The 21,796-nt window shown below is 57.6% G+C and carries 24 protein-coding genes; 10 read left to right on the top strand and 14 right to left on the bottom strand.

Annotation, left to right across the window (positions count from 1 at the left end):
* Positions 1-2 precede the first annotated feature (2 nt).
* Positions 3-1,043: a signal peptidase I gene (gene lepB, locus HMPREF2796_RS09355; protein WP_070633119.1), complete on the top strand. Its 1,041-nt coding sequence runs from the start codon at positions 3-5 to the stop codon at positions 1,041-1,043.
* A gap of 126 nt (positions 1,044-1,169) precedes the next feature.
* Here the strand turns inward: lepB and HMPREF2796_RS09350 are convergent, their stop codons facing one another.
* The 6 genes from HMPREF2796_RS09350 to grxB form a co-directional block, all read right to left on the bottom strand.
* A complete protein-coding gene (locus HMPREF2796_RS09350) occupies positions 1,170-1,937 on the bottom strand; it encodes a DUF4336 domain-containing protein (protein ID WP_070633117.1) in 768 nt (255 codons plus the stop codon).
* Positions 1,938-1,987: 50 nt separating this feature from the next.
* Positions 1,988-2,902, bottom strand: a complete 915-nt coding sequence (locus tag HMPREF2796_RS09345) for a DMT family transporter (protein ID WP_070633115.1) — start codon at positions 2,900-2,902, stop codon at positions 1,988-1,990.
* Positions 2,903-3,000: 98 nt separating this feature from the next.
* Positions 3,001-3,699: a class I SAM-dependent methyltransferase gene (locus HMPREF2796_RS09340; protein ID WP_070633113.1), complete on the bottom strand. Its 699-nt coding sequence runs from the start codon at positions 3,697-3,699 to the stop codon at positions 3,001-3,003.
* 110 nt (positions 3,700-3,809) lie between these two features.
* Entirely contained in the window at positions 3,810-4,469 is a 660-nt protein-coding gene (locus tag HMPREF2796_RS09335) for an NAD(P)H-dependent oxidoreductase (protein ID WP_070633112.1), read from the bottom strand.
* Between the two features lie 109 nt (positions 4,470-4,578).
* Entirely contained in the window at positions 4,579-5,904 is a 1,326-nt protein-coding gene (locus HMPREF2796_RS09330; protein ID WP_070633110.1) for a DUF445 domain-containing protein, read from the bottom strand.
* Positions 5,905-5,906: 2 nt separating this feature from the next.
* Positions 5,907-6,563 carry a glutaredoxin 2 gene (gene grxB, locus HMPREF2796_RS09325; RefSeq protein WP_070633108.1) on the bottom strand — a complete coding sequence of 219 codons (657 nt, stop codon included), beginning with the start codon at positions 6,561-6,563 and terminating at the stop codon, positions 5,907-5,909.
* A 274-nt stretch (positions 6,564-6,837) separates the two neighbouring features.
* On the opposite strand from grxB, the gene smpB reads away from it, so the two are divergent.
* The 4 genes from smpB (at position 6,838) to HMPREF2796_RS09305 (ending at position 9,450) form a co-directional block, all read left to right on the top strand.
* Positions 6,838-7,284: an SsrA-binding protein SmpB gene (gene smpB, locus HMPREF2796_RS09320; protein ID WP_256374338.1), complete on the top strand. Its 447-nt coding sequence runs from the start codon at positions 6,838-6,840 to the stop codon at positions 7,282-7,284.
* 84 nt (positions 7,285-7,368) lie between these two features.
* On the top strand, positions 7,369-7,740 hold the full coding sequence (locus HMPREF2796_RS09315) for a hypothetical protein (protein ID WP_023886748.1): 372 nt from the start codon (positions 7,369-7,371) through the stop codon (positions 7,738-7,740).
* Between the two features lie 94 nt (positions 7,741-7,834).
* Positions 7,835-8,611, top strand: a complete 777-nt coding sequence (gene map, locus HMPREF2796_RS09310) for a type I methionyl aminopeptidase (protein WP_070633104.1) — start codon at positions 7,835-7,837, stop codon at positions 8,609-8,611.
* 152 nt (positions 8,612-8,763) lie between these two features.
* A complete protein-coding gene (locus HMPREF2796_RS09305) occupies positions 8,764-9,450 on the top strand; it encodes a hypothetical protein (protein WP_023886746.1) in 687 nt (228 codons plus the stop codon).
* 349 nt (positions 9,451-9,799) lie between these two features.
* On the opposite strand, the gene HMPREF2796_RS09300 is transcribed toward HMPREF2796_RS09305, so the two are convergent.
* From HMPREF2796_RS09300 to HMPREF2796_RS09290, 3 genes are all read right to left on the bottom strand, one after another.
* Positions 9,800-10,255 (bottom strand): hypothetical protein, encoded by a 456-nt coding sequence (locus HMPREF2796_RS09300; protein WP_070633102.1) that lies wholly within the window; start codon positions 10,253-10,255, stop codon positions 9,800-9,802.
* Positions 10,256-10,509: 254 nt separating this feature from the next.
* A complete protein-coding gene (locus HMPREF2796_RS09295) occupies positions 10,510-11,226 on the bottom strand; it encodes a hypothetical protein (protein WP_070633100.1) in 717 nt (238 codons plus the stop codon).
* A gap of 45 nt (positions 11,227-11,271) precedes the next feature.
* Positions 11,272-12,624 (bottom strand): replication-associated recombination protein A, encoded by a 1,353-nt coding sequence (locus tag HMPREF2796_RS09290; RefSeq protein ID WP_070633098.1) that lies wholly within the window; start codon positions 12,622-12,624, stop codon positions 11,272-11,274.
* Positions 12,625-12,852: 228 nt separating this feature from the next.
* On the opposite strand from HMPREF2796_RS09290, the gene HMPREF2796_RS09285 reads away from it, so the two are divergent.
* Both HMPREF2796_RS09285 and thrC read left to right on the top strand, forming a co-directional pair.
* On the top strand, positions 12,853-13,602 hold the full coding sequence (locus tag HMPREF2796_RS09285) for a rhomboid family intramembrane serine protease (RefSeq protein ID WP_070633095.1): 750 nt from the start codon (positions 12,853-12,855) through the stop codon (positions 13,600-13,602).
* 44 nt (positions 13,603-13,646) lie between these two features.
* Positions 13,647-15,059 (top strand): threonine synthase, encoded by a 1,413-nt coding sequence (thrC, locus tag HMPREF2796_RS09280; protein WP_070633092.1) that lies wholly within the window; start codon positions 13,647-13,649, stop codon positions 15,057-15,059.
* 182 nt (positions 15,060-15,241) lie between these two features.
* On the opposite strand, the gene HMPREF2796_RS09275 is transcribed toward thrC, so the two are convergent.
* A complete protein-coding gene (locus tag HMPREF2796_RS09275) occupies positions 15,242-15,736 on the bottom strand; it encodes a TlpA family protein disulfide reductase (RefSeq protein WP_210385359.1) in 495 nt (164 codons plus the stop codon).
* A gap of 240 nt (positions 15,737-15,976) precedes the next feature.
* Between HMPREF2796_RS09275 and arsC the strand changes: the two genes are divergently transcribed.
* The 3 genes from arsC (at position 15,977) to HMPREF2796_RS09260 (ending at position 17,560) form a co-directional block, all read left to right on the top strand.
* The gene (gene arsC, locus HMPREF2796_RS09270; RefSeq protein WP_070633089.1) at positions 15,977-16,339 is read left to right on the top strand and encodes an arsenate reductase (glutaredoxin); all 363 of its coding nucleotides are present in this window, start codon (positions 15,977-15,979) and stop codon (positions 16,337-16,339) included.
* A 32-nt stretch (positions 16,340-16,371) separates the two neighbouring features.
* On the top strand, positions 16,372-17,037 hold the full coding sequence (locus HMPREF2796_RS09265) for a YdcF family protein (protein WP_023886739.1): 666 nt from the start codon (positions 16,372-16,374) through the stop codon (positions 17,035-17,037).
* A gap of 103 nt (positions 17,038-17,140) precedes the next feature.
* On the top strand, positions 17,141-17,560 hold the full coding sequence (locus HMPREF2796_RS09260) for a CopD family protein (RefSeq protein ID WP_070633087.1): 420 nt from the start codon (positions 17,141-17,143) through the stop codon (positions 17,558-17,560).
* 273 nt (positions 17,561-17,833) lie between these two features.
* On the opposite strand, the gene HMPREF2796_RS09255 is transcribed toward HMPREF2796_RS09260, so the two are convergent.
* The 4 genes from HMPREF2796_RS09255 to trxA form a co-directional block, all read right to left on the bottom strand.
* The gene (locus HMPREF2796_RS09255; protein WP_070633085.1) at positions 17,834-18,721 is read right to left on the bottom strand and encodes a lipid A biosynthesis lauroyl acyltransferase; all 888 of its coding nucleotides are present in this window, start codon (positions 18,719-18,721) and stop codon (positions 17,834-17,836) included.
* 132 nt (positions 18,722-18,853) lie between these two features.
* Positions 18,854-19,648 carry a serine O-acetyltransferase gene (gene cysE / locus HMPREF2796_RS09250; RefSeq protein ID WP_070633083.1) on the bottom strand — a complete coding sequence of 265 codons (795 nt, stop codon included), beginning with the start codon at positions 19,646-19,648 and terminating at the stop codon, positions 18,854-18,856.
* A 168-nt stretch (positions 19,649-19,816) separates the two neighbouring features.
* A complete protein-coding gene (gene rho, locus HMPREF2796_RS09245; RefSeq protein ID WP_003823056.1) occupies positions 19,817-21,076 on the bottom strand; it encodes a transcription termination factor Rho in 1,260 nt (419 codons plus the stop codon).
* A 248-nt stretch (positions 21,077-21,324) separates the two neighbouring features.
* Positions 21,325-21,651 carry a thioredoxin TrxA gene (trxA, locus tag HMPREF2796_RS09240; RefSeq protein ID WP_003823052.1) on the bottom strand — a complete coding sequence of 109 codons (327 nt, stop codon included), beginning with the start codon at positions 21,649-21,651 and terminating at the stop codon, positions 21,325-21,327.
* Positions 21,652-21,796: the final 145 nt, after the last annotated feature.

The following is a 21,796-nucleotide window of genomic DNA, read 5'->3' as shown; positions in this document are numbered from 1 at the left end:
AAGTGGAACAATCCAATACAATCCTTTATGCCGCCATCGCCGCTGTGGTGGCCGGCATCGTGCTGTTTGCCGTGAGCGGTAAAACGCGGCAGGAGAACGGCGAATGGAGCGGCGGCCTGCAATGGGGCTACCTCCTGATGATGGTGGGCTCGTTCGGCCTCTTGGCCAAGCTGATGAGCCTTACGGCGGTTTTGCTGCTGCTGGTGCTGTTTACCGGCGCGGTGTGGCTGTGGGCGCGCGCGGCACGCAAACAGCGTATGCTGCAGACCGACAATGCCGAAGAAGCCGCGCAAGACGACAATCATTTCCGCGATTATATGGGCAGCTTCTTTCCGCTGATTTTGGTGGTGTTCGTGCTGCGCACTTTTGTAGCCGAGCCGTTTCAGATTCCCTCCAGCTCGATGCGGCCGGGGCTGGTGAAGGGCGACTTTGTATTGGTGAATAAGTTCAGCTACGGCATCCGCGTGCCGGTGTTGAATAATGTGCTGATTCCGGTGGGGCAAGTGCAGCGCGGCGATGTGGTGGTGTTCAATTATCCGGTGGAGCCGGACACCAACTACATCAAGCGCATTGTCGGCCTGCCGGGCGATGTGGTGGAATACCATGATAAGGTGCTGACGGTAAACGGTAAAACCGAGCAGGATAATTTGGTGGGCGGCTACCAATATCCCGATGATTACAAACCGGAGCGGATTCTGGAAGCCACCCGCTTTTCCGCCGATTGGGAAGGCCGCCATTTTGATGTGTTGAAAAATGAAAATGCGCCCACGGTTTCCATCCCCTTCTTGGCCGAATCCGCCAATAATTTTGCTGCAAACGGCTACCAAAGCGGTTTGCGTGAAAATTGCGAATATGAAGCAGACGGCAGCGGTTTTAAATGCACCGTGCCGGCGGGCAAGTATTTCGCCATGGGCGACAACCGCGACAGCAGCGCCGATTCGCGCTACTGGGGCTTTGTGGACGATAAGCTGATTGTGGGCAAGGCGTTTTTCGTGTGGATGAACGTGGGCGACAGATCGCGTATCGGCAACACGATCCGTTGATGGAAAGGCAAACCGGCCGGCCGGTTTGTGCTGCTTATGCAAAAGGCTACCTGAAAGTTTCAGGTAGCCTTTAATCGTTGTTGCAAATCAGAGAGATATGGGGCCTTGCCTCAATCCTTGTGGCGACTATTTGGATTGATCCGGCTGGAGCCAGCGGAAGGCGCGGCGCAGTTCGGCGGTGCCGTTGGTTTCGTAGCAGCGGCCGTGGGCGAGGATGATTTTTTCGGGCTGCCAGGCAAGCATTTGCGCCAGGCTCTCGCGGGCGGCGGCGCGGTTGCGGAAGGTGGCGCGCCAGTCGGGCGGGGCTTTGCCGTCCGGCTCGGCAATGCCTACCCATTTCATTATCTTCGCCCAAAAACGGCTGGGAAATTTGGCGGGCTCGAAGTTTTCGATAAGGTCGGTGAGGATCAGGGTACGGCTGGCGTGGTGGAAGAAAACAGTTTCGGTCATAGCCGAACTGCCGAGGAAAGGGAGTTGGGCGATGTCGTCTGCCCATTGGGGCGGGGCGCTGGGGCCTAAATCGGCATCGAAGGATACGGCGATGCGTTGGGCGGCGGCACGTTCGCGCACGCCGAGGCTGGCCCAGGCGGTGGCTTGGGGATAGTGTTTTTGCCAGGCGGGGATGTGGGCGTAGTGGATGCGGTTGGGCGAGACGAGGTGGCGCACTTCGCCCAGTGCGTTGATTTGGGATAACAGCTCCGGGTTTGGCTCGATGGGGGAGTGGCACCAGAGGCCGCCATCGGCGAGGCGGATAACCGTCATGCGGGTGCTGAAGGGGATGCTCAGGCCGAGCGGAAAGGCCATGCGCACGATGCCGCCATCGGCAATCCAGATATTGCTGCCGAAGGGTTTGAGGGTGTGGAGCGGGCGGTAGAGGTGGATGGGGGCGGACATGTGTTTCCTTTTTTCAGGTAGCCTTGGATGGGACTACCTGAAATGTTTTATTACCGCTTCGTGCGTTTGGCGAAGTTCATCAGGCTCATCCCGGCCACCACGGCTGCGCCGCCAATCAATAATGAGACGTGCGGCGGCTCGTGCAGCCAAAAGGTGGCGATGGCGATGCCGAATACGGGCACGAGTGCCATGTAGGCCGAGGCTGTGCCGACACCAAGCTGTCGGATGCCGTCGAAATACCAAAGATAGGCCAGCATGGTGGCGCCGAAAGACATGGCGGCAAGCAGCAGCCATACCTGGGCGGGCGTGTGCTGCAGGCTGTGGATGAACGCGCCGCCTTCGTAAAGCGCGGTTAGAAACAGCAGCATCAGTGCGCCGATGGCTACAGTGGCGGCAGTGGTGAGGAGGGGGCTGATGCCTTGCAGCAAAACGCGGCCGATGAGGGCGTAGCCTGTCCAGCACAGCATGGTGGTGAGCAGCAGGTATTCGCCCGTGCCGAGGCCGCCGGCCAATATGGATAGGGGGTTGCCGCGCGCGATGGCGGTAAGTGCGCCGAACACGGCCAAGGCCATACCGATTATTATGCCGCCATTGAGCCGTTCTTTAAACAGCACGGCGGCCAGCAGCAGCGTCGGAATGGGGTTGAGTGCCACCACGGTGGCGGCCTTGCCGGCGGGAACGTATTGCAGCGCCTGCATGAAAAACACGGCATAGCTGCATACGCCGAACGCCGCAGCCGCGGCCAAACCCGCCCATTGGCGCAGGGTGAGCCGGAGCAGCGGGCGCGTGCCTTCTTTCAGTAACAGCCAGCCCACCAACAGGATGGCGGCCAGTATAAAACGCAGCGTGGCAGCCGTGAGCGGGGGCATGGATTGAACCACGGCTCTGCCCCACGACCAGTTTGCACCCCACAGCAAGGCCATGCCGAGGAGCTGCAGGTGCGGGCGTAAAGAGTGTGTGTGCATAAATATCCTGTGTGTTTGGTTTTTTAGCTACTTTATTAGAGGCTACCTGAAAAACAGGCTACCTGAAAGCGGGTTGCCGCACGGCGGAGGTGGCATTTTTAATCTTGGGGTTTGTCGGCGGCGAACACTACGAAATTGTAGTGCTGGAAATAGAGCGTGGGCGGCAGGCCGGCGGCGGTGAGCCATTGGAATTGGTCGGATAGGGTGGCCATGCGGTCGAGTTTGATGCGTTCGAATGCGGCGGCTTTGGCTTCGGCGGATAAATCGGGATGGGCGGTTACGTGCTGCCGCCAGTGTTTGGTGTAGGCAGCTTCGGCGGCTTCGGTTTCGCCCAGCACTTGGTCGGCGTTGATGAAGCGGCCGCGCGGGGAGAGCAGGCGGGCGATTTGGCGGAACAGGGTTTGCTTTTGCGGGTTGTCGAGGTGGTGGATGGCGAGGGCGGAGACGATGAGGTCGAAGCCGTTTTCAGGTAGCCCGCCACCGGGTGCGAGCCGGGTGAGGTCTTGTTCGATAAAGTGGAAATTTGGCAGGCCGCAGAAGCGTTCTTGCGCTTTGGCGAGCATCTGCATGGAGATGTCGGCCAGGATGAATTCGGCCTGGGGGCAGCGTGTGTGCACGAAGGCGCTCATCAGGCCGGTGCCCGCGCCGAGGTCGAGCACATGGCGCACGTTGGGCACGGCTGCGGCGAGCTCGGCAGCGGTTTGGTAGAAGAGGTCGAAACAAGGGATGAGAGCGCGGCGCTGGCCGTCGTATTGTTCGGATACGGCGTTGAATTGGCTTTGGAGGGTTTGGGGCATGGTTTTTCTCGGGCAGGCGGTTTCAGGTAGCCTGTTGGCATATAGGGGCTACCTGAAAGCGGGCGGTGTGAGCTTCTGTGAAGCTGAAACTATCGGCTCATCTGCCTGTTCTATTCCACCCAAACCACGGTTTCGGCGGCATCGCGGCGTGGTTTGGGCTGAATATCGCGGGCGCGGTAGCCGAAGGTGGCGGCCACGGATACGCCGTATTCGGCGGGGTCGAGCAGTCCGGCTTGGGCGAGGATGTGTTCCATGGCGGCGTAGTCCATGCCCTCCACGGCGCAGGAATCTATGCCGAGCATGGCAGCGCCGGTGAGCATATTGGCCAGGGCGATGTAGCTTTGCTTGCTTGCCCAGTCAAATAGTGCGCGTTCGTTGCCGGCAATGGCGATATCGTGGATTTGGAAGCTGCGGTAGCGCTCGAGGGCGGCGGCGCGCTGCTCGGGGGTGAAGCCGCGCCGGTTCATCAGCTCGCTGAAAAAGGGGCTGTCGTAGCGGGCGTGTTTTTTTGCCAGCAGGATCACTAGGTGGCTGGCTTCGGCAATGGTGGCCTGCATGCCCCAGGCCACGGGCTTGATTTTTTCGCGCAGCTCTTGGTTTTGTATCACCAGAAACTTCCACGGTTCGGAGCCGACGGAGCTGGGCGAGAGGCGGCCGAAATCGAGGATGGCGGCGAAATCTTCGGTGCTGATTTTGCGCGCGGGGTCGTAGTGGCGGGTGGAAACGCGGCGGCGGAAAATATCGAGGGCTTGCTGGCGGGTGAGGATCACGATGATTCCTTTCTATGGCGTTGCATGTTTATCGAAGGGATAACTGGTTTGGGCGGGGCAGAAACTGGCTTCGTGTGTTTTCAGGTAGCCTTTTGCAGCTGAACTCCTCCTACAGTGCGGGCAGCCATTGGCTGAGGGTGTAAATCAGCAGGCCGACCAGGCCGCCGACCAAGGTGCCGTTGATGCGGATAAACTGCAAATCGCGGCCGATGGAAAGTTCGAGTTTATCGCTCATTTGGCGGCTGTCCCAGCTTTTCACTTTGTCGGCGATAAATTCGGCGGCGGCGTGGCGGTGGCGGCGCACCAGGCTGCGGGCGAGCAGGGCGAGGCGCACGTTGAGGCGGCGCAGCTGTTGCGGGGTGGCGGCGTGTTGCTCCAGCAGGTAGGTGAGCAGGCTGTTCAGCCGGCGGGCTGCGGCGGAATCGGGGCGTTGGGCATCGGCGGCGAGGCGGGTGGTGAGGCTTTGCCACAGTTGGGCGATTTGTTGTTGTAGCTCGGGGGAGTCGGCCAGGCGGCGTTTGGCCAGGGCGAGTTTACGCTGCCAGGCTTCGGATTGGGCGAGCTCGCGGGCGAGGGCGCGGTATTGGCGGCGAAAGGCGGTGCGCAGCTCGTGCTGCGGGCTAGTGAGGGCGGCTTCGAGGTAGTTGTCGGCCCAGTCGAGGGCTTTTTGCGCCACCCAGCTGTCGATTTGGCCAACGAGACGGCCGCGCAGCTGGGCTTTGAGTTTGTCCCAGGTGTCGGGCTGGCTGGTTTCGATTTTTTCAGCCCAGGCGCGGAGGTTTTCTTCGAGCAAAACGCGGGTGTCGGGTTGTTTGATCCAATGGCGGATTTGGCCGAGCAGGGCGGTTTGCAGGTTTTCAGGTAGCCCTTGCTGTTCGAGCAGGAGCAGGGCTTGGGAGAGGGCGGTGCCGAGTTGTTTGCCGCTGCCGTGTGTGGCTAAAAAGGCGGCGCCGAGGCGGGCGGCTTCTGGCGGCGGGATGGTTTGCAGGGCGGCGGGGATTTGGCGGGCGAGGGCGGGCAGCCATTCTTGGCGGGTGCTGCTACGAGCCAGCCAGCGGCGCAGTTTTTCGGCGATGCGCAGGCGGTAGATGCGGATGGCGATAGGGCGCTCGGGCAGGAAGTTGGTTTCGATGAAGCGGCCGAGCTCGTCGGCAATACGGTTTTGGTTGCGCGGCAGGATGGCGGTGTGGGGGATTTTGAGACCGAGCGGATGGCGGAAGAGGGCGGTTACGGCAAACCAGTCGGCCAGCGCGCCGACGGTGGCGGCTTCGGCGAAGGCTTTCAGGTAGCCCAGCGCGGGGTGGCGCTGCACGAACAGCGCGGAAACGATAAACAGCAATACGGCAGCCAGCAGCAGGCCGCCGGCCTGGCGGCGGCTGCGTTGCAGCCTGGCGCGGGTGGCGGCTTCTCGGGCGTGGCCGGACATGGTGTTCATGGCTATAGGGCGCGCTCGGAATAGAGCGGCACTTTGCTCTCAGCCGACAGGCGTTCGATATAGGCCTGCAGCTTGGCGGGGAAGACGATGCCTTTCACCAAGGTGAGGTTGCGCAACACGGGGAAAATGATGATGTCTTCCATGCCGGGGGCGCTGCCGTTGAGATAAGGTTGTTCGCCCAACAGCGCGGCCAGTTCGGGCAGGGCGATATGGATGCGCTCGAGATAGGTGTTGGTTTCGGCCAGGTTTTGCTCGAAGCTGCCGATGTTTTGCTCTTTTTTCTGCACGAAGTAGGCAATGGCTTCGGCGGTGGCGAATTCGGGCAGCGACGGCTCGAGTCGCACTTCGCGCGGCATCACCAGATGGTTGTAGAATTTGCTTACTTGGTCAAACCAAGCCTGCACAGCGGGGCGGATGGTTTCATCCAACCGGGTTTGGCCGGCGAGCTCGTCTACATAGCGCACGATATCGAGGCTCTCGCCCATGTGGCTGCCGTCGGGCTTTTGCAGGATGGGCACTTGTTTGGCGCCGATTAGTCCGATGGGCGTGGCTTCGTCGTCGTTCAGCAAAATGATTTCTTCCACCGGCACGTTGCGCAGGCCGAAAATCATGCGGGCGCGCACACAGAAGGGGCAGTGGTCGTAGAGATAGAGCTTCATGGCGGTTTCCTTGGCGGGGTTTGATTTCAAACAGGCAGATTGTAGCACGGCGGCAGAAGGCTACCTGAAAGTATCGTGGATTAAAATGAAGAATAGCACCAGGCAGCAAGCCGCAGACGGTACAAGCAGCACGGCAAGGCTGGTTGATGGGCAGCATTCTTAATGTGGATTCACTCTATCTGCCTGCCAAAGCCGTTGGCCTAGCAGCGCCGGGCGAATGTTCAGCAGCACGGTTTGCTGTTAGAATCCGCTTTCTGTCACGAAACGGCAAAGCATCATGAGTATCGCCAACAATAAAAAAGCCTTTCACGATTATTTTATCGAAGACCAGCTCGAGGCCGGATTGGTGCTCGACGGCTGGGAGGTGAAAGCCGTGCGCGCCGGCCGCGTGCAGCTGAAAGAAAGCTATATCCACTGGAAAAAAGACGCGTTTTACCTGGTGGGCTGCCACATCACCGCGCTGCCCACCGCCTCCACCCACGTTAAGCCCGATCCGGTGCGCCAGCGCAAGCTGTTGCTCAAGCAGAGAGAAATCAACAAGCTGATCGGCAAGGTAGAGCGCAGCGGCTACACCCTCGTGCCGCTCAACCTGCACTACCGGCGCGGCTACATCAAAATGGACATCGGCCTGGCCAAAGGCAAAAAGCAGCACGACAAACGCCAAAGCATGAAAGAAGCCGACTGGAAGCGCGAAAAACAGCGGCTGCTGAAAAACCGCTGAGTTGTTTGCGTGTCCGATTAAAGGCTACCTGAAAGCGCCATGCCGCCAAGTTTCAGGTAGCCCCACCTTCAGCAGGAGCCCCTTATGAAACAATCCTCCCTTTTCCTCCCCATCGTGCTGATTATTTTCGGCGCCGTTTGGTTTCTCAGCAGCACCGACATCCTGCCCACCACCGCCACGCTGCTGGCGCTCGCGCTGGTGTTGGGCGGCCTTGCCCTGCTGCTGCTCGATGGCATCAACACCCAAAGCATCGTACACGGTCCCATGCTGATGTATATCGGCGCCGCGGTTTACCTGCGCAACCAAATGTTTATCAACACTGCCCCGCTGGCCGCGCTCGGTATGATGTTGCTCGGCGCACTCATGCTGCTCGCCCGCAGCGGCATCGTGCCGCAAAAATACGGCGCCCACGGCATCCCGCTGCGCCGCAAACGCCGCAACGGCGAACAGGAATAACATCAAGGCTACCTGAAAAAGTTTTGGCCTGGCAAAAGCCCGGCCAAGGTCTTGTTTTCAGGTAGCCCTTACCGAAATCATTAGGAAAAACAATATGGCCATCATCATCAAAAACCCCGAAGAAATCGAAAAAATGCGCGAACTCGGCCGCCTGGCCGCCGAAGCCCTCGACTACATCGGCGATTTCGTCAAACCCGGCGTTACCACCAACGAACTCAACCAGCTGGTGCACGATTATCATGTAAACGTGCAAGGCGGCTATCCCGCGCCCCTGCACTACGGCAATCCCCCCTTCCCAAAATCCTGCTGCACCTCCGTAAACCACGTTATCTGCCACGGCATCCCCGACGATAAGCCCCTGAAAAACGGCGATATCCTCAATATCGATATCACCATCAAAAAAGACGGCTTCCACGGCGATTCCAGCCGTATGTATACCGTGGGCACCATCAGCCCGCAGGCGCAGCGCCTGATCGACATCACCCACCAAAGCATGATGGCCGGTATCGAAGTCGTGAAGCCCGGCGCCACCCTTGGCGACATCGGCTACGCCTGCCAGCAAATCGCCGAAAACGCCGGCTATTCCGTGGTGCAGGAATTTTGCGGCCACGGCATCGGCCGCAGCTTCCACGAAGACCCGCAAGTCGTCCACTACGGCAAAAGAGGCACCGGCCCCGTGTTGCAGCCCGGCATGATTTTCACCATCGAGCCCATGATTAACCAGGGCAAACGCCACCTGCGTATCCTCGAAGATGGCTGGACCGTGGTTACCAAAGACCGCAAACTCTCCGCCCAATGGGAACACGAAGTGCTCGTTACCGACACCGGCTACGAAATCCTCACCATCAGCCCCCGCACCGGCCGGCCCTAATCCCGCCCCATCCGGTCTGGCCCGGCCGGAGCAGATTCAGTTTCCAGCCGCGCCAGGCAAGCTAACGGCACTGATTTCATTGCCATAAACACCCGCGCTACCTGATTCCACCGCACTTTCAGGTAGCCTTTTCCCCTTCGCCAAGTCCCGCCATGAACCGCACCTACCAAATTTTCTATTCCTTCTACACCGACGATGCCCACATCGACGGCGGCAGCCCTATTACCGTATCCGCTGCCGAGCTGCCCCAATACTTCCGCCGCCTGAAGCAGCACCACGACTTCCTCGGCATCATCGACCGGCACGACAACACCTTCCAAATCCTGCTCGAAGAATTCAGCGGCTTTTACTGGGGCGAAATCCCCGACCCCGTAAAAGCGGGCGCACACGGCCGCTTCTACAGCGCCGAAGAGCTGCTCGATCTGCTGGAGAATTTACCCGCAGAATTCGTGCCGCAAAACTTCGAAGGCCTCAGCTTCGAGCCCTGGCACGAATATTTTGAAGACACCACCTACGGCAAAGAAGCCCAGCTCCTGTTTGAAAGCAGCGGCGACACTGGCGAAATGGTGCGCACCGCCGAAGACATCTGCGAATCCTGCCGCCTCGGCGCATGGGACAACCTCTGCGACGACGGCCTCGCCCTCCTGCAAAGCGAACTCCCTGCCAGCCCCGCCGCCTACACCGAAATCAACTACCAGCGCCTCTGCCGCAGCCTCGATTGGCTCGAAGACCTCGTGGCCGAAAACGGCGCATTCGACGAAGACAGCATGGACGACTTGTGCGACATGCTGCTCGAACGCATCGTTGATCTCGACAACTACCGCCAGCCACGGCACTAGGCATAGCCCATCGAAAGGCTACCTGAAAACGCATATGGCGGGGTTTATGCCAGCCAAACCGCGAAAGGGCTACCTGAAAAATGTTTCAGGTAGCCTTTCTTGCAGGAAAGTTTGTGCGGTGTAGGGTGCGTGCCTCAGGCACGCACGCCGTTGCCCGTTATGCCAAGTTGCCGGTTATTCCCAAGCCACGTGCGTGCGTTCCGCACACACACTACACCCTGTGGCACGGCTTGCAGCACACCGGGAAATAGGCTGGAGGACAAACTAACAGGGCGTAGGTTGGGTTGGTAAACCCAACATTTCACTTTAATTTGTTGGGTTATTCCTGAGGCTAACCAAACCTGCTTACTTATGGAGCTTGATAAAAGGTAACACCAAACTGTTCATATTCTCCAATAATTTCAACAATAAATTTTTTATTGGGGTAGTTTGTTATTAAATGGTATTCCCAGTTTTTTTTAATTAGATCGGCAACATTTTTATAAGTTTCATCACTGGCAGTTTGAGAAGTATTAAAAAAGATATCATATAATCTAATATAATTAATAGCTTTTTCAGCTTTTGAAATAGAAAGAAAATTTCTTATTCCTTCATCAAATATTTTTTTAATTTCTTCAATATCTTCATCTGTTTCTGCCCACCAAGATAAAATTACCCTATCCTTATATTCTATCGTTTTTGGACAAAGAATGTTTGAAAATATCTCAATATCTTCTGCATATATATTTAAACTAATATATGATTCTATATAATAATCTATGAAGCCCTGTTCACGCCATTTTTCATATTTCCAATTTAATTTCATATGTTAATCCTTATGATATTTTAATTCATCTAGTCTAATTGCCAGTTATTCTAAAGCCGCGTGCGTGCGTTCCGCTCACACACTACACTCCACAAATGAGCAGGCTACCTGAAATTCATTTTTCAGGTAGCCTGTTGATCAGGCAGATCGTAGGTTGGGTTGGTAAACCCAATACCCCACTTTGTTTGTTGGGCTACGCCTGCTGCCAACTCAACCTGCTTACTGTGTTGGCAGGTCGGATTCGAGAATCCGGCCTACGGCTGCTGCTGATTGGGAAAGTGCAGTAGCTTCGGGGTGTCTGGGTGCACTTGCCTTTCAAAAATACAGGCTCGGCCGCTATAGAAATCGGGGTTGAACAAGTCGATACCGAAATGGCTGCAATAGCGTTCCACCATTTCTGGGGTGAGCCGGTCTTTAATGCGCCGGGCTTGGTATTGTTCTAACTCTTCAAATGGGAAGGGCTCGCCTTGTTCGACAAATTCCCAGCGGCTTTCTCGATGTGCTGCAATATAACGCCCAGGAACTTCATAATAATAGCCTGTTTCGGAAACAATTTTTTTGGCTCTCGAACCATCGCTATAACTGAATTGGGTTGAACCTGGTTTAATTTTTGGAATATCCCGCACCATGGTGATTGCGATCTCATGGACACCTAATATTTGGCATAAATAACTTGGGTCTGAATAAATATCAGTCCCCTGCATACCGTTATCCACATAAACACACCATGGGGACTGGGTTTCGGAAATCATTACTTTGGGGGAATGTAGAGTCAGCGGCAGCAGGCTGTTCAATCTTTGCTCCCATGTACCGCCAATCTCAATCTTTTGTACAGGCACTTCACGATATTTATCCCGTTTACGTTCCCATTGTGCGAGACCATCAACCAGCTTGTCATAGGGAATTTCCAAAAAGGCCATGATATTAGTGGTGGGTGCATAACGGCAGAGGAAGAAATCTGGATCGCGCATGGTTTTTCCTTAGTTGAGGCAGGGTGTGGAGGCTACCTGAAAATTTCAGGTAGCCTTTTTGCCTTCCGGTTTGTCTTCTGGCTGCGTGGTGCTGCTTGGGGCGGCTTCATCCAAATCTTTGAGCCAGGATAATTTTTCGGCGATTTTGGCTTCGAGGCCGCGTGGCACGGGTTGGTAGAAATCGGGTTCGGCCAGGCCTTCGGGCATATAGGTTTCGCCGGCGGCGTAGGCGTGCGGTTCGTCGTGGGCATAGCGGTAGGCGCGGCCGTAGCCGAGCTCTTTCATGAGCTTGGTGGGGGCGTTGCGCAGGTGGGGCGGCACTTCGGCGCTGCCGTGTTGCTTCACGAATTGGCGCATTTGGTTGTAGGCGGTGTAGCCGGCGTTGGATTTGGCGGCGGCGGCCAGGTAGAGCACGGCTTGGGCGAGGGCGAGCTCACCTTCGGGGGAGCCGAGGCGTTCGTAGGTGTGGGCGGCTTCGTTGGCGATGGTGAGGGCGCGGGGGTCGGCCAGGCCGATGTCTTCCCAGGCCATGCGGACGATGCGGCGGGCGAGATAGCGGGGGTCGGCACCGCCGTCGAGCATGCGGCAGAGCCAGTAGAGGGCGGCGTTGGGGTGGGAGCCGCGCACGGATTTGTGCAGGGCGGAGATTTGGTTGTAGAAGCTTTCGCCGCCTTTGTCGAAACGGCGGATTTGGCTGCCGAGGCTGTCGGCCAGAAAATCGGCGTTGAGCCGGCTGATGTGGCGGGTGGCGGCGGCGCGCAGGAGTTGTTCGAGCAGGTTGAGCAGGCGGCGGGCGTCGCCGTCGGCGGTTTGGATGAGCAGTTTTTGTGCGTCTGCTTCGAGGCTGAAGTTGCGGTATTCGGGCAGGGCGAGCACTTTGGCGGTGAGCCGGGCGAGTTCGTCTGCGGACAGGGCTTGCAATACGTAAACTTGGGCGCGGCTGAGCAGGGCGGGATTGACTTCGAAGGAGGGGTTTTCGGTGGTGGCGCCGATGAAGGTGAGCAGGCCGCTTTCCACATAGGGCAGGAAGGCGTCTTGCTGGGCTTTGTTGAAGCGGTGGACTTCATCAACAAACAAAATGGTGGCGCGGCCTTGCTGGAGGGCGATTTCGGCTTTGTTGACGGCTTCGCGGATGTCTTTCACGCCGGAAAATACGGCGGATACGGGCAGGAATTGGGCGTTGAAGCTCTGCGCGAGAATACGGGCGAGGGTGGTTTTGCCCACGCCGGGCGGCCCCCACAGCAGCATGGAGTGCGGCTGCCCGCCTTCCACGGCCACGCGCAGGGGCTTGCCCGCGCCGATCAGATGCTGCTGACCGACTACGTCGTCGAGCGTGTGCGGGCGCAGGCGTTCGGCCAGGGGGGCGGCGGGGGTTTGGGCGAAGAGGTCGTTGGGCATGGCGGGCTACCTGAAAAGTGGTAAGGCGTTGGGGCGGATTTTATAGCAAATTCTGCGCGGCGGCTTCAGGGAGAGGGGGCGGGTTGTGGTATGATGCGGCGCGATGGGTTTCAGGTAGCCTCAAGCGCATCGGCTGCGGATACTGAAAGGCTACCTGAAAGCTGTGTTTCCAATTTTCTGAAAATAGCCCGGCACGGGCTGTTTTTAACGTTTGACTGATTTTTCCGTATGCGATTCCGTTTAGATTTTGCGGTGCTGTATGCCTTGCTGGCGCTGAATGTGCTGGTGTTTGTGCTGATGCAGCTGTCGGGTTTTGAATTTTTGCAGCTGGCCGGCCCGTTGTGGCCGCTTGAGCATCCGCGCTACCACTCTTGGCAGTGGCTGAGCCATATGTTTTTGCACGCGAATTTCACGCATTTGTTGTTTAATATGGTGGTGTTGTGCTCGTTTGCTCCGATGTTGCTGCTGCGTTTCGGCCAGCGGCGCTTTTTGCTGCTGTATTTGCTGTGCGGCTTGGCCGGGGCGTTGCTTTATACGGGCTGGAACGAATACCTGATTGCCAACGGCGTGCGCAATGTGGCCGAGCAAATCGGGCTGGACGAAGCTACAGTACGCTTGGCGTTGCTCTCCGGCGGCCTGCCCAATGTGCCCGACGGCTTGGCGATGGCGTTTTATACCCATCTGCTGGGCGCATCGGGCGCGGTGTTCGGCGTGCTTGCGGCGTTTGCGCTGTGCTTCCCGGATGCGCCGCTCACGGTGATGTTTTTGCCGATGCGGATTAAGGCGAAATATTTGGTGCCGGTGGCGGTGGGGTATGAGCTGTTTGCCCAGTTCGGCGGGGTATCGCTGTTTGGCGACAACATCGCGCATCTGGCGCACGTGGGCGGCGCGGTGTGCGGCGCACTATTAGCCTGGTATTGGCTCAGCCGCCGCGAGCCGGTGTCGTTTACCGATTCCGGTGCTTCGGATTTCAGGTAGCATTTTTATACATTTATACAAATCATTATTCCAACGGTGTTTTTATGAAATACATCAGCACGCGCGGGCAAACCGCGCCCAAATCTTTCAGCGAAGTTTTGCTTATGGGCCTCGCGCCCGACGGCGGCCTGATGCTGCCGGAGCGTTATCCGCAGGTGGATGCGGCCACGTTGCAACGCTGGCGAAATTTGAGCTACGCCGAATTGGCGTTTGAAATCATGAGCCTGTTTGTCGACGATATTCCGGCAGCCGATTTGCGCCGCCTGGTGGGCAACACCTACACCGAAGCCGTGTTCGGCACGCGCGAAATCACCCCGGTGCGTACCCTCTCAGACGGCATCAAAATCCAAGCCCTGTCCAACGGCCCCACGCTGGCCTTCAAAGACATGGCCATGCAGTTCCTCGGCCACGCCTTCGAATATGTGCTGGCGCGCGAAGGCAAATGCCTGAACATCATCGGCGCTACCAGCGGCGACACCGGCTCTGCCGCCGAATATGCCCTGCGCGGCAAGGCCGGCATTCATGTGTTTATGCTGTCGCCGCACGGCAAAATGAGCGCCTTCCAGCGGGCGCAAATGTATAGCCTGGCCGATGCCAATATCCACAATATTGCTATCGAAGGCATGTTTGACGACTGCCAAGACATTGTGAAAGCACTGCAAAACGATGCCGCCTTCAAGCAGCAGTACAGCATCGGCACGGTGAACTCCATCAACTGGGGGCGCATCGTGGCGCAGGTGGTGTATTACTTTGCCGGCTATTTCCATGCCACCGCAAGCAACAGCGAAGAAGTGAGCTTTTGCGTGCCCAGCGGCAATTTCGGCAATATCTGCGCCGGGCATATTGCCAAACAGATGGGTCTGCCCATCCGCCGCCTGATGGTGGCCACCAACGAAAACGACGTGCTGGACGAGTTTTTCCGCACCGGCCGCTACCGCCCGCGCAGCGCCGCTAAAACCTATGTTACCTCCAGCCCGTCGATGGATATTTCCAAAGCCTCCAATTTCGAGCGTTTTGTGTTTGATTTATTGGGGCGGGACAGCGTTCAGGTAGCCTCTTTGTGGCAGCAGGTGGCCTCGGGCGAAGGTTTCGATTTATCCGCCGAGTTGTCGCGCATCCGCGATACCTTCGGTTTTGTGTCCGGCTCCAGCCGCCATGCCGACCGCCTCGCCACCATCCGCGCCGTGCACGCCAGCGACGGCGAATGGCTCGACCCGCACACCGCCGACGGCGTGAAAGTGGCACGCGAATTGCGCGAGGCGGGCGAAACCGTCGTGTGCCTGGAAACCGCGCTGGCGGCCAAGTTTGCCGACACCATCAGCGAAGCCGCCGGGCATGAAGTACACCCACCGCGCCCCGCCGCGCTGGCCGGGCTGGAAAACCTGCCGCAACACGTTACCGTGTTGCCCAACAGCGCGGCAGCGGTAAAAAACCTGATTGAACAGGCCTTGGCTTAATTGGTTGGCCATAAACAGGCTGAAGGCTACCTGAAAAATTTCAGGTAGCCTTCATATAGTGGATTAACTTTAAACCAGTACGGCGTTGCCTCGCCTTGCCGTACTATCTGTACTGTCTACGGCTTCGTCGCCTTGTCCTGATTTTTGTTAATCCACTATACCATTCATTTTTATCAAACGCTTCAGCCCGCGCGGCATTTCGCCGACGCTTCGGCCACCGCTTGCGTGAGCTGTTGCGGCGATACTTCGCCCAGCAGGGTTTTGCGGTAGTTGCCGCAGGCCGGGGCGCGGATGACGGTGAAGGGCAGGGCGCCGGTTGGGTTGCCCAGGCCATGCATCCAGGCGGTGCTGTCATTGCCGGTGTAGCGCAGAATCGGGTAGCGCACCGGCACGCTTTGCAAAAAGCGGCTCACATCGGCAGGCTTATCCAGCGCCACACCCGCCATCTCCACGCGCACGCCGCGCCGTTGCCGTTTTTCCGCGGCATACCATTGCGAAAGCACCGGCATCTCGCGCCGACACGGCACGCACCAGGTCGCCCACACGTTCACCACCTGCACCCGCTTCTGCGCGCCGGTATCGAGCGAAGCAGGGCGGTTGTCCGCATGGTTCACCAAATCCGCAGCATACAGCGGGGCAGCGGCCAGCAGGGCGGCCAATCCAACATATTTTTTCAAAACAGGCTTCCAAATTGTGAAAACAAGGGCGTTTATTGTACGATATAGCGGCTTGGAATAGAAATGGCCGATGGCCGATGCGGCTAGTTCTTCCGGCTGGGCGGGCTAGCCTTGTCGTACTTTCTGTACTGTCTGTGGTTGTGTCGTCTGGTTCTGATTTTTGTTCATCCACTATAATGGCGTCGGCTATTTTTGCCGACAAGCCGCTGTTTAAATCATCATTTCCCCGCGAGCATCCCCATGAGCGAAACCGTTTTGCTGTATCACAACCCGAATTGTTCCAAATCCCGTGCCGCTTTAGAGTGGCTGCAACAGCAGCCGGGCGTGGCCGTGCAAACGCTGGATTACCGCGCCAAACCGCCTTCCGAAGCCGATTTACGCAGGCTGCTGCAACAGCTCGGCAGCTCAGATGTGCGCAGCATCATGCGTACCGGCGATGCAGCCTACGCCGAGCTGGGTTTGGATAAGCCGGAGTTGAGCCAAGACGAGCTGATTGCCGCGCTGCACCAACATCCGGCATTGCTGCAACGCCCGATTGCGGTATACCGCCAACGCGCCGCCATCGGCCGGCCGCTGGAAAACATTATCGCCTTGTTCGATTAACTGATTGAGTTGTAAAGATATGTGAGACCACCATGCTGGCCATATTCCGCGGTTCCTTGTTGCGCCAAGTTTGGCGGGGCATCAAGCTCTGCCTGCTGGTGTTGCTGGTGCAGGCCGCATGGTGCACTTGGCTGGTGTACAGCTATAGCACGCGCACCGCTTCCCGGCGGGCAGATGCAGCGGTGGTGCTGGGCGCGGCAGCCTGGGGCAAAAATCCTTCGCCCGTATTCCGCGAGCGCATCAACCACGGCATCACGCTCTACCGCAATAATCGGGTGGGCAAACTGATTTTCACCGGCGGCACACCCAAGGCGGGCTATATGACCGAAGCCGAAGTGGCCCGCCGCTACGCCCGCGGCCACGGCGTGCCGAATAAAGACATCCTGCTGGAAACCACGTCGCGCGATACACAGCAAAATTTGGAAAATACCAAAGCCTTAATGTATAACAACGGTTTGGAAAGCGTGGTTATCATCAGCGACCCCTACCACCTTGCCCGTGCCGCCGCCGTGGCCGATTATGTGGGGCTGGATTACCAAACCGAGCCCACGCCCACCAGCCGCTACAGCGGCCAGAACCGCGCCAAATTCATGGCCAGCGAAGTGCTGTCGCTGATGGCCTTTCAGTGGTGGCGGCTGAGCGAAACCGTCGCCGCCTATGGGCGTGATTATCTGCTTTCACGGCAAGCGGGGCAGTAGTACAACACGCCATTGCCTTGCCGCCATCATTTGCCTGCCGGCGAGCGGCGTAAAGTGGTAACAGTATTTCCCTATTCAGTTCACATTATTTTCAGGTAGCCCTATGTATTTGCTGTTCAAACTGCTGCATATTTTCTTTATTATTTCGTGGTTTGCCGGCTTGTTTTACCTGCCGCGCATCTATGTGAACCTGGCCATGGTGCCGACAGGCAGCACGGAATACCGCCAGCTTCTGGGCATGGCGCAGCGCCTGTTTAAATTCATGACGCCGCTGGGCATCGGCGCGTTGCTGTTCGGGCTGCTGATTCCGTTTTTCACCGGCTGGTGGGGCCAGGGCTGGGTACATACCAAAATCACGCTGGCCGTTATCCTCGCGGGCTACCATTTCTACTGCTACCGCCTGCTTATCGATTTCCAAGAGCGGCGCAACCGCTATTCGCACCGTTGGTTTCGTGTGTTCAACGAGATTCCGGTGCTGGTGATGGCAGCGGCGCTGTATTTGGTAGTGTATAAGCCGTTTTAGTGTGGATACGAATTTTCAGGTAGCCTCTGAAGAGCAGGAGGCTACCTGAAAATATTTAGAGAAATAGAAATGTTTTGCTATTCAGTAGTTGGGTGCTCATGTGTATCGGCAGGGCATGCTGATTGAGGGTATGGAGATTATGGGCTGCTATACGGATGGTATGGCAGGTATTAAAGCAAAAAAGGCTACCTGAAACTGTTTTCAGGTAGCCTTTTTTACCGGAGTGGGTTGAGAACAGGCCGTTGGAAGATTGCTTTCCAATGGACTGTATGGTTAGGTGCGGCCGGATTTGGCGTAGAAATCGGGGCTGCCTTCGGGGCGGGTTTTGAAGCGTTTGTGCAGCCAGAAGTATTGTTCGGGCTGTTCGCGCACGCGCTCTTCGATGAAGTCGTTCATGCGCTGTACGTCGGCTTGCACGTCTTCGCTGGGGAAGTTTTCCCAGGCGGGGTAGAAGTGCAGGATAACGTGGCCGTTGGGCTGGCGGGTGGGGATGGCGGGCACGACTTTGGCTTGTGTCAGGGCGGCGATGCGGGAGAGGCCGGCGATGGTGGCGGTGGGGATGCCGAAGAAGTCGGCGAAGATGGAATCTTTGCGGCCGAAGTCTTGGTCGGGCAGGTAGAGGAAGGGGGCGGGGTCGGCGCGTAGGTGTTTGATGATGGCGCGCAGGCCTTCGGTGCGGCCGATGAGGAAGACGTTGTTGTAGCGGTGGCGGCCGCGCAGGATTTGCTGGTCGAGCACGGGGTTTTTCTGGTGGGAATACATGCTGGTGAGTGGCACGTCTTGGTTGAGCGCGTACACGGCGAGCTCGAAGGCGGTGAAGTGGGGATAAAGCAGGATAACTTTATTCCCGGCAGCGAGCTCGTTGTCGAGATGATGTTTGTCTTGGTAGTGGACGAGGGATTTGAGCCGATCGGCGCTGCCATACCAATAGAGGCCATATTCGAGGATGAGTTTGGCCATGTGGCGGAAGTGGCGTTTGAGCAGGGTTTTGCGCTGTTTTTCGCTCAATTCGGGGAAGCACAGGCGCAGGTTGATTTCGCCGATGCGGCGGCGGGGGACGACGGCGTAATAGGCAAGGCTGCCGATGGTGTCGGCCAGCTTTTGGATGACGGCGAAGGGCAAAAGTTGGATGAGGTAAAGAAAGAAAAAGGCGACTTTCATGGGTGGGTTGCAATCGGGCGGGTGTCGGGATGATACAGCGGTGGGCCGGCGGAAGGGCTACCTGAAATGATTTGCCGGCATGTTGGCGGGGCAGAAAGCTGGGCTGTTTGTTTTCAGGTAGCCTCTATGCCTTCATGAATCCAGGCTTTGATCCATATCGGCGGAGGGGCGAACGTTGCCTTGGCCGATCACGCGGGCGGGCACGCCGACCACGGTGCTGTGGGCGGGCACGTCGCTCACCACCACGCTGCCGGCGCCGACTTTGGCACATTGGTTCACGCGGATGTTGCCGAGGATGGAGGCGTTGGCGCCGATCATTACGCCGTCGCTGATTTTGGGGTGGCGGTCGCCGCCTTCCTTGCCGGAGCCGCCGAGGGTTACGCCGTGCAGGATGGAGATGTCGTTGCCCAAAACGGCGGTTTCACCCACCACAAGGCCGGTGCCGTGGTCGACCATAATGCCGTGGCCGAAACGGGCGGCGGGATGGATGTCGATACCGAATACTTCGGAGGCGCGGTTTTGCAGGAAGTAGGCGAGGGTTTTGCGGCCGTGCTGCCACAGCCAGTGGTTGATGCGGTGGGCCTGCACGGCGTGGAAGCCTTTGTAGTAGAGTAGCGGCAGGTAGTAGGCATCGCAGGCGGGATCGCGTTCGTAGTAGGCGACGATGTCGGCCTGCATGGCTTTGGAAATGCGGGTGTCGCTGTCGAGTGCCTGGAAGAAGATTTCGTTGAGCGCGCGGCTGTCCATCACGGGGCTGGCGAGCTTGCTGGAAAGGTGGAAAGCGAGCACGCGGTCGATGCTGCTGTGGCGCAGCACGGTTTGGTGCAGGAAGCTGGCAAGCATGGGCTCGCTTTGGGCGGCTTGTGCGGTTTCGGCCAGGATGGTTTGCCACAGGGTGCGGCTGTCGGCGTAGTCGAGGGTGGTCATTTTATCGTCACTTCAAACAAGAATACTACTGCGTTGGCTCGCCTTGCTGTACCTGCCTATGGTTCGCGGCCTCGTATTCTTTATGGGTTGAAGCGGCGATAACTGGCTTTTAGGCGAATGCGGAATGGGTTTCAGGTAGCCTCATAGGCTACCTGAAATACAGCGGACTTACTTGCCGCGCATCAGCTCGAAAAACTCGTCGTTGTTTTTGCTGTCTTTGAGTTTGCCCACCAGGAATTCGGTGGCTTCGAGGTCGTCCATCGGGTGGAGGAATTTGCGCAGCAGCCACATGCGTTGCAGGCGGTCGTTGGAAACGAGCATTTCTTCGCGGCGGGTGCCGGATTTGTTGATGTTGATGGCAGGGAACACGCGTTTTTCGGCCATGCGGCGGTCGAGGTGCAGCTCCATGTTGCCGGTGCCTTTGAATTCTTCAAAAATTACGTCGTCCATGCGGCTGCCGGTTTCCACCAGCGCAGTGGCGATGATGGTGAGCGAGCCGCCTTCTTCGATGTTGCGGGCGGCGCCGAAGAAGCGTTTGGGGCGGTGCAGGGCGTTGGCGTCCATACCGCCGGTGAGGATTTTGCCGGAGGTGGGGGCGACGGTGTTGTAGGCGCGCGCCAGGCGGGTGATGGAATCGAGCAGGATCACCACGTCTTTTTTGTGTTCCACCATGCGCTTGGCTTTTTCAATCACCATTTCGGCTACCTGAACGTGGCGGGCAGCGGGCTCATCGAAGGTGGAGGCCACTACTTCACCACGCACGGAGCGGGTCATTTCGGTTACTTCTTCTGGGCGCTCGTCGATCAGCAGCACAATCAGCACCACTTCGGGATAGTTGGCAGTGATGGCGTGGGCAATATTTTGCAGCATCACGGTTTTGCCGGTTTTGGGCGGCGCCACCAAAAGGGCGCGCTGGCCCATGCCGATGGGGGAAACCAAATCGATGGCGCGGGCGGTGATGTTCTCTTCGGCTTTAATATCGCGTTCGAGCTTGATCGGACGGGTAGGGAAGAGGGGGGTAAGGTTTTCAAACAGGATTTTGTGTTTGCACACTTCCGGGTCGTCGCCGTTGATTTTGTCGAGGCGCACGAGGGCGAAGTAGCGTTCGTTATCTTTGGGCACGCGCACGCTGCCTTCGATGGTATCACCGGTGTGCAGGTTGAAGCGGCGGATTTGGTTGGGGGAAACGTAGATATCGTCGGGGCTGGCCAAATAGGAAGTGTCGGTGCTGCGCAAGAAGCCGAAGCCGTCGGGCAGGATTTCGAGCGTGCCGGAGCAGCTGAAGCTCTCGCCCTGTTTCATCATGTGGCGGACGATGGAAAACACCAAATCTTGTTTGCGCAGGCGGTTGGCGTTTTCAATGCCGTGTTGTTCGGCCATTTCCAAAAGTTTGGAAATGTGCTGGGTTTGTAGTTCGGAAACGTGCATAAGATTATGTTTTGTATCGAATAATGGATAAGTTGATTAAATGAACGCGCGGTTCAGATAATGGGAAATGGGGATATGTGTGGGGATGAGTTTGGAAGATTTAAGAGTTTTGGCTGTTGTAAGCCGGAGAATGGAGCTGCGCGCCAAAAGTGAGGTGGGCGCAAAACGGCGGCATTCTAGGAGCTTGAGTGCGGCTTGTCAAGGAAAGCCACCGCCGAAAGATGCGGCGGTGGCGGAATGAGGCGGTATTACAGTGAAGCGTTCAAGAAATCGGTGAGCTGGCCTTTGCTCAGGGCGCCCACTTTAGTGGCTACGCGTTGGCCACCGTTGAACACCATCAGGGTAGGGATGCCGCGCACGCCGAATTGGGCGGGGGTTTGCTCGTTTTCGTCGATATTCATCTTCACTACTTGCAGCTTGCCTTGGAACTCTTCAGCGATGTCGTCCAGAATCGGGGCGATCATTTTGCAGGGGCCGCACCAGGGAGCCCAGAAGTCGAGCAATACGGGCAGCTCGGCTTTCAATACGTCTTTTTCAAAGGCAGCATCGGAGGTGTGGATGATTTGGTTGCTCATGTTTTTTCCTTTCAGATAGGGATTTCAGATGGCAGGCAAGATACGGGTTTCGCCGCAAAATAACAAGGCCGGCCGTGCATCGGCAATGGCGGTTATAGTTTCCGGCAATGGCCGAAGCAATGTGTATTGAGGCTACCTGAAAATG

This window comes from Eikenella sp. HMSC071B05 (assembly GCF_001811325.1).
Classification (GTDB): Bacteria; Pseudomonadota; Gammaproteobacteria; order Burkholderiales; family Neisseriaceae; genus Eikenella; species Eikenella corrodens.
The sequence above is the reverse complement of the archived record's forward strand: the minus strand, read 5'-3'. Positions and strand labels throughout refer to the sequence as shown.

Bases quoted from the DNA above. Each gene is read 5' to 3' on its own strand.
- HMPREF2796_RS09350 (WP_070633117.1), bottom strand. From the start codon at position 1,937: ATGTCCGCCCCCATCCACCTCTACCGCCCGCTCCACACCCTCAAACCC.
- HMPREF2796_RS09345 (WP_070633115.1), bottom strand. From the start codon at position 2,902: ATGCACACACACTCTTTACGCCCGCACCTGCAGCTCCTCGGCATGGCC.
- HMPREF2796_RS09340 (WP_070633113.1), bottom strand. From the start codon at position 3,699: ATGCCCCAAACCCTCCAAAGCCAATTCAACGCCGTATCCGAACAATAC.
- HMPREF2796_RS09330 (WP_070633110.1), bottom strand. From the start codon at position 5,904: ATGAACACCATGTCCGGCCACGCCCGAGAAGCCGCCACCCGCGCCAGG.
- grxB (WP_070633108.1), bottom strand. From the start codon at position 6,563: ATGAAGCTCTATCTCTACGACCACTGCCCCTTCTGTGTGCGCGCCCGC.
- HMPREF2796_RS09315 (WP_023886748.1), top strand. From the start codon at position 7,369: ATGAAACAATCCTCCCTTTTCCTCCCCATCGTGCTGATTATTTTCGGC.
- map (WP_070633104.1), top strand. From the start codon at position 7,835: ATGGCCATCATCATCAAAAACCCCGAAGAAATCGAAAAAATGCGCGAA.
- HMPREF2796_RS09305 (WP_023886746.1), top strand. From the start codon at position 8,764: ATGAACCGCACCTACCAAATTTTCTATTCCTTCTACACCGACGATGCC.
- HMPREF2796_RS09300 (WP_070633102.1), bottom strand. From the start codon at position 10,255: ATGAAATTAAATTGGAAATATGAAAAATGGCGTGAACAGGGCTTCATA.
- HMPREF2796_RS09295 (WP_070633100.1), bottom strand. From the start codon at position 11,226: ATGCGCGATCCAGATTTCTTCCTCTGCCGTTATGCACCCACCACTAAT.
- HMPREF2796_RS09290 (WP_070633098.1), bottom strand. From the start codon at position 12,624: ATGCCCAACGACCTCTTCGCCCAAACCCCCGCCGCCCCCCTGGCCGAA.
- HMPREF2796_RS09285 (WP_070633095.1), top strand. From the start codon at position 12,853: ATGCGATTCCGTTTAGATTTTGCGGTGCTGTATGCCTTGCTGGCGCTG.
- thrC (WP_070633092.1), top strand. From the start codon at position 13,647: ATGAAATACATCAGCACGCGCGGGCAAACCGCGCCCAAATCTTTCAGC.
- arsC (WP_070633089.1), top strand. From the start codon at position 15,977: ATGAGCGAAACCGTTTTGCTGTATCACAACCCGAATTGTTCCAAATCC.
- HMPREF2796_RS09265 (WP_023886739.1), top strand. From the start codon at position 16,372: ATGCTGGCCATATTCCGCGGTTCCTTGTTGCGCCAAGTTTGGCGGGGC.
- HMPREF2796_RS09260 (WP_070633087.1), top strand. From the start codon at position 17,141: ATGTATTTGCTGTTCAAACTGCTGCATATTTTCTTTATTATTTCGTGG.
- HMPREF2796_RS09255 (WP_070633085.1), bottom strand. From the start codon at position 18,721: ATGAAAGTCGCCTTTTTCTTTCTTTACCTCATCCAACTTTTGCCCTTC.
- cysE (WP_070633083.1), bottom strand. From the start codon at position 19,648: ATGACCACCCTCGACTACGCCGACAGCCGCACCCTGTGGCAAACCATC.
- rho (WP_003823056.1), bottom strand. From the start codon at position 21,076: ATGCACGTTTCCGAACTACAAACCCAGCACATTTCCAAACTTTTGGAA.
- trxA (WP_003823052.1), bottom strand. From the start codon at position 21,651: ATGAGCAACCAAATCATCCACACCTCCGATGCTGCCTTTGAAAAAGAC.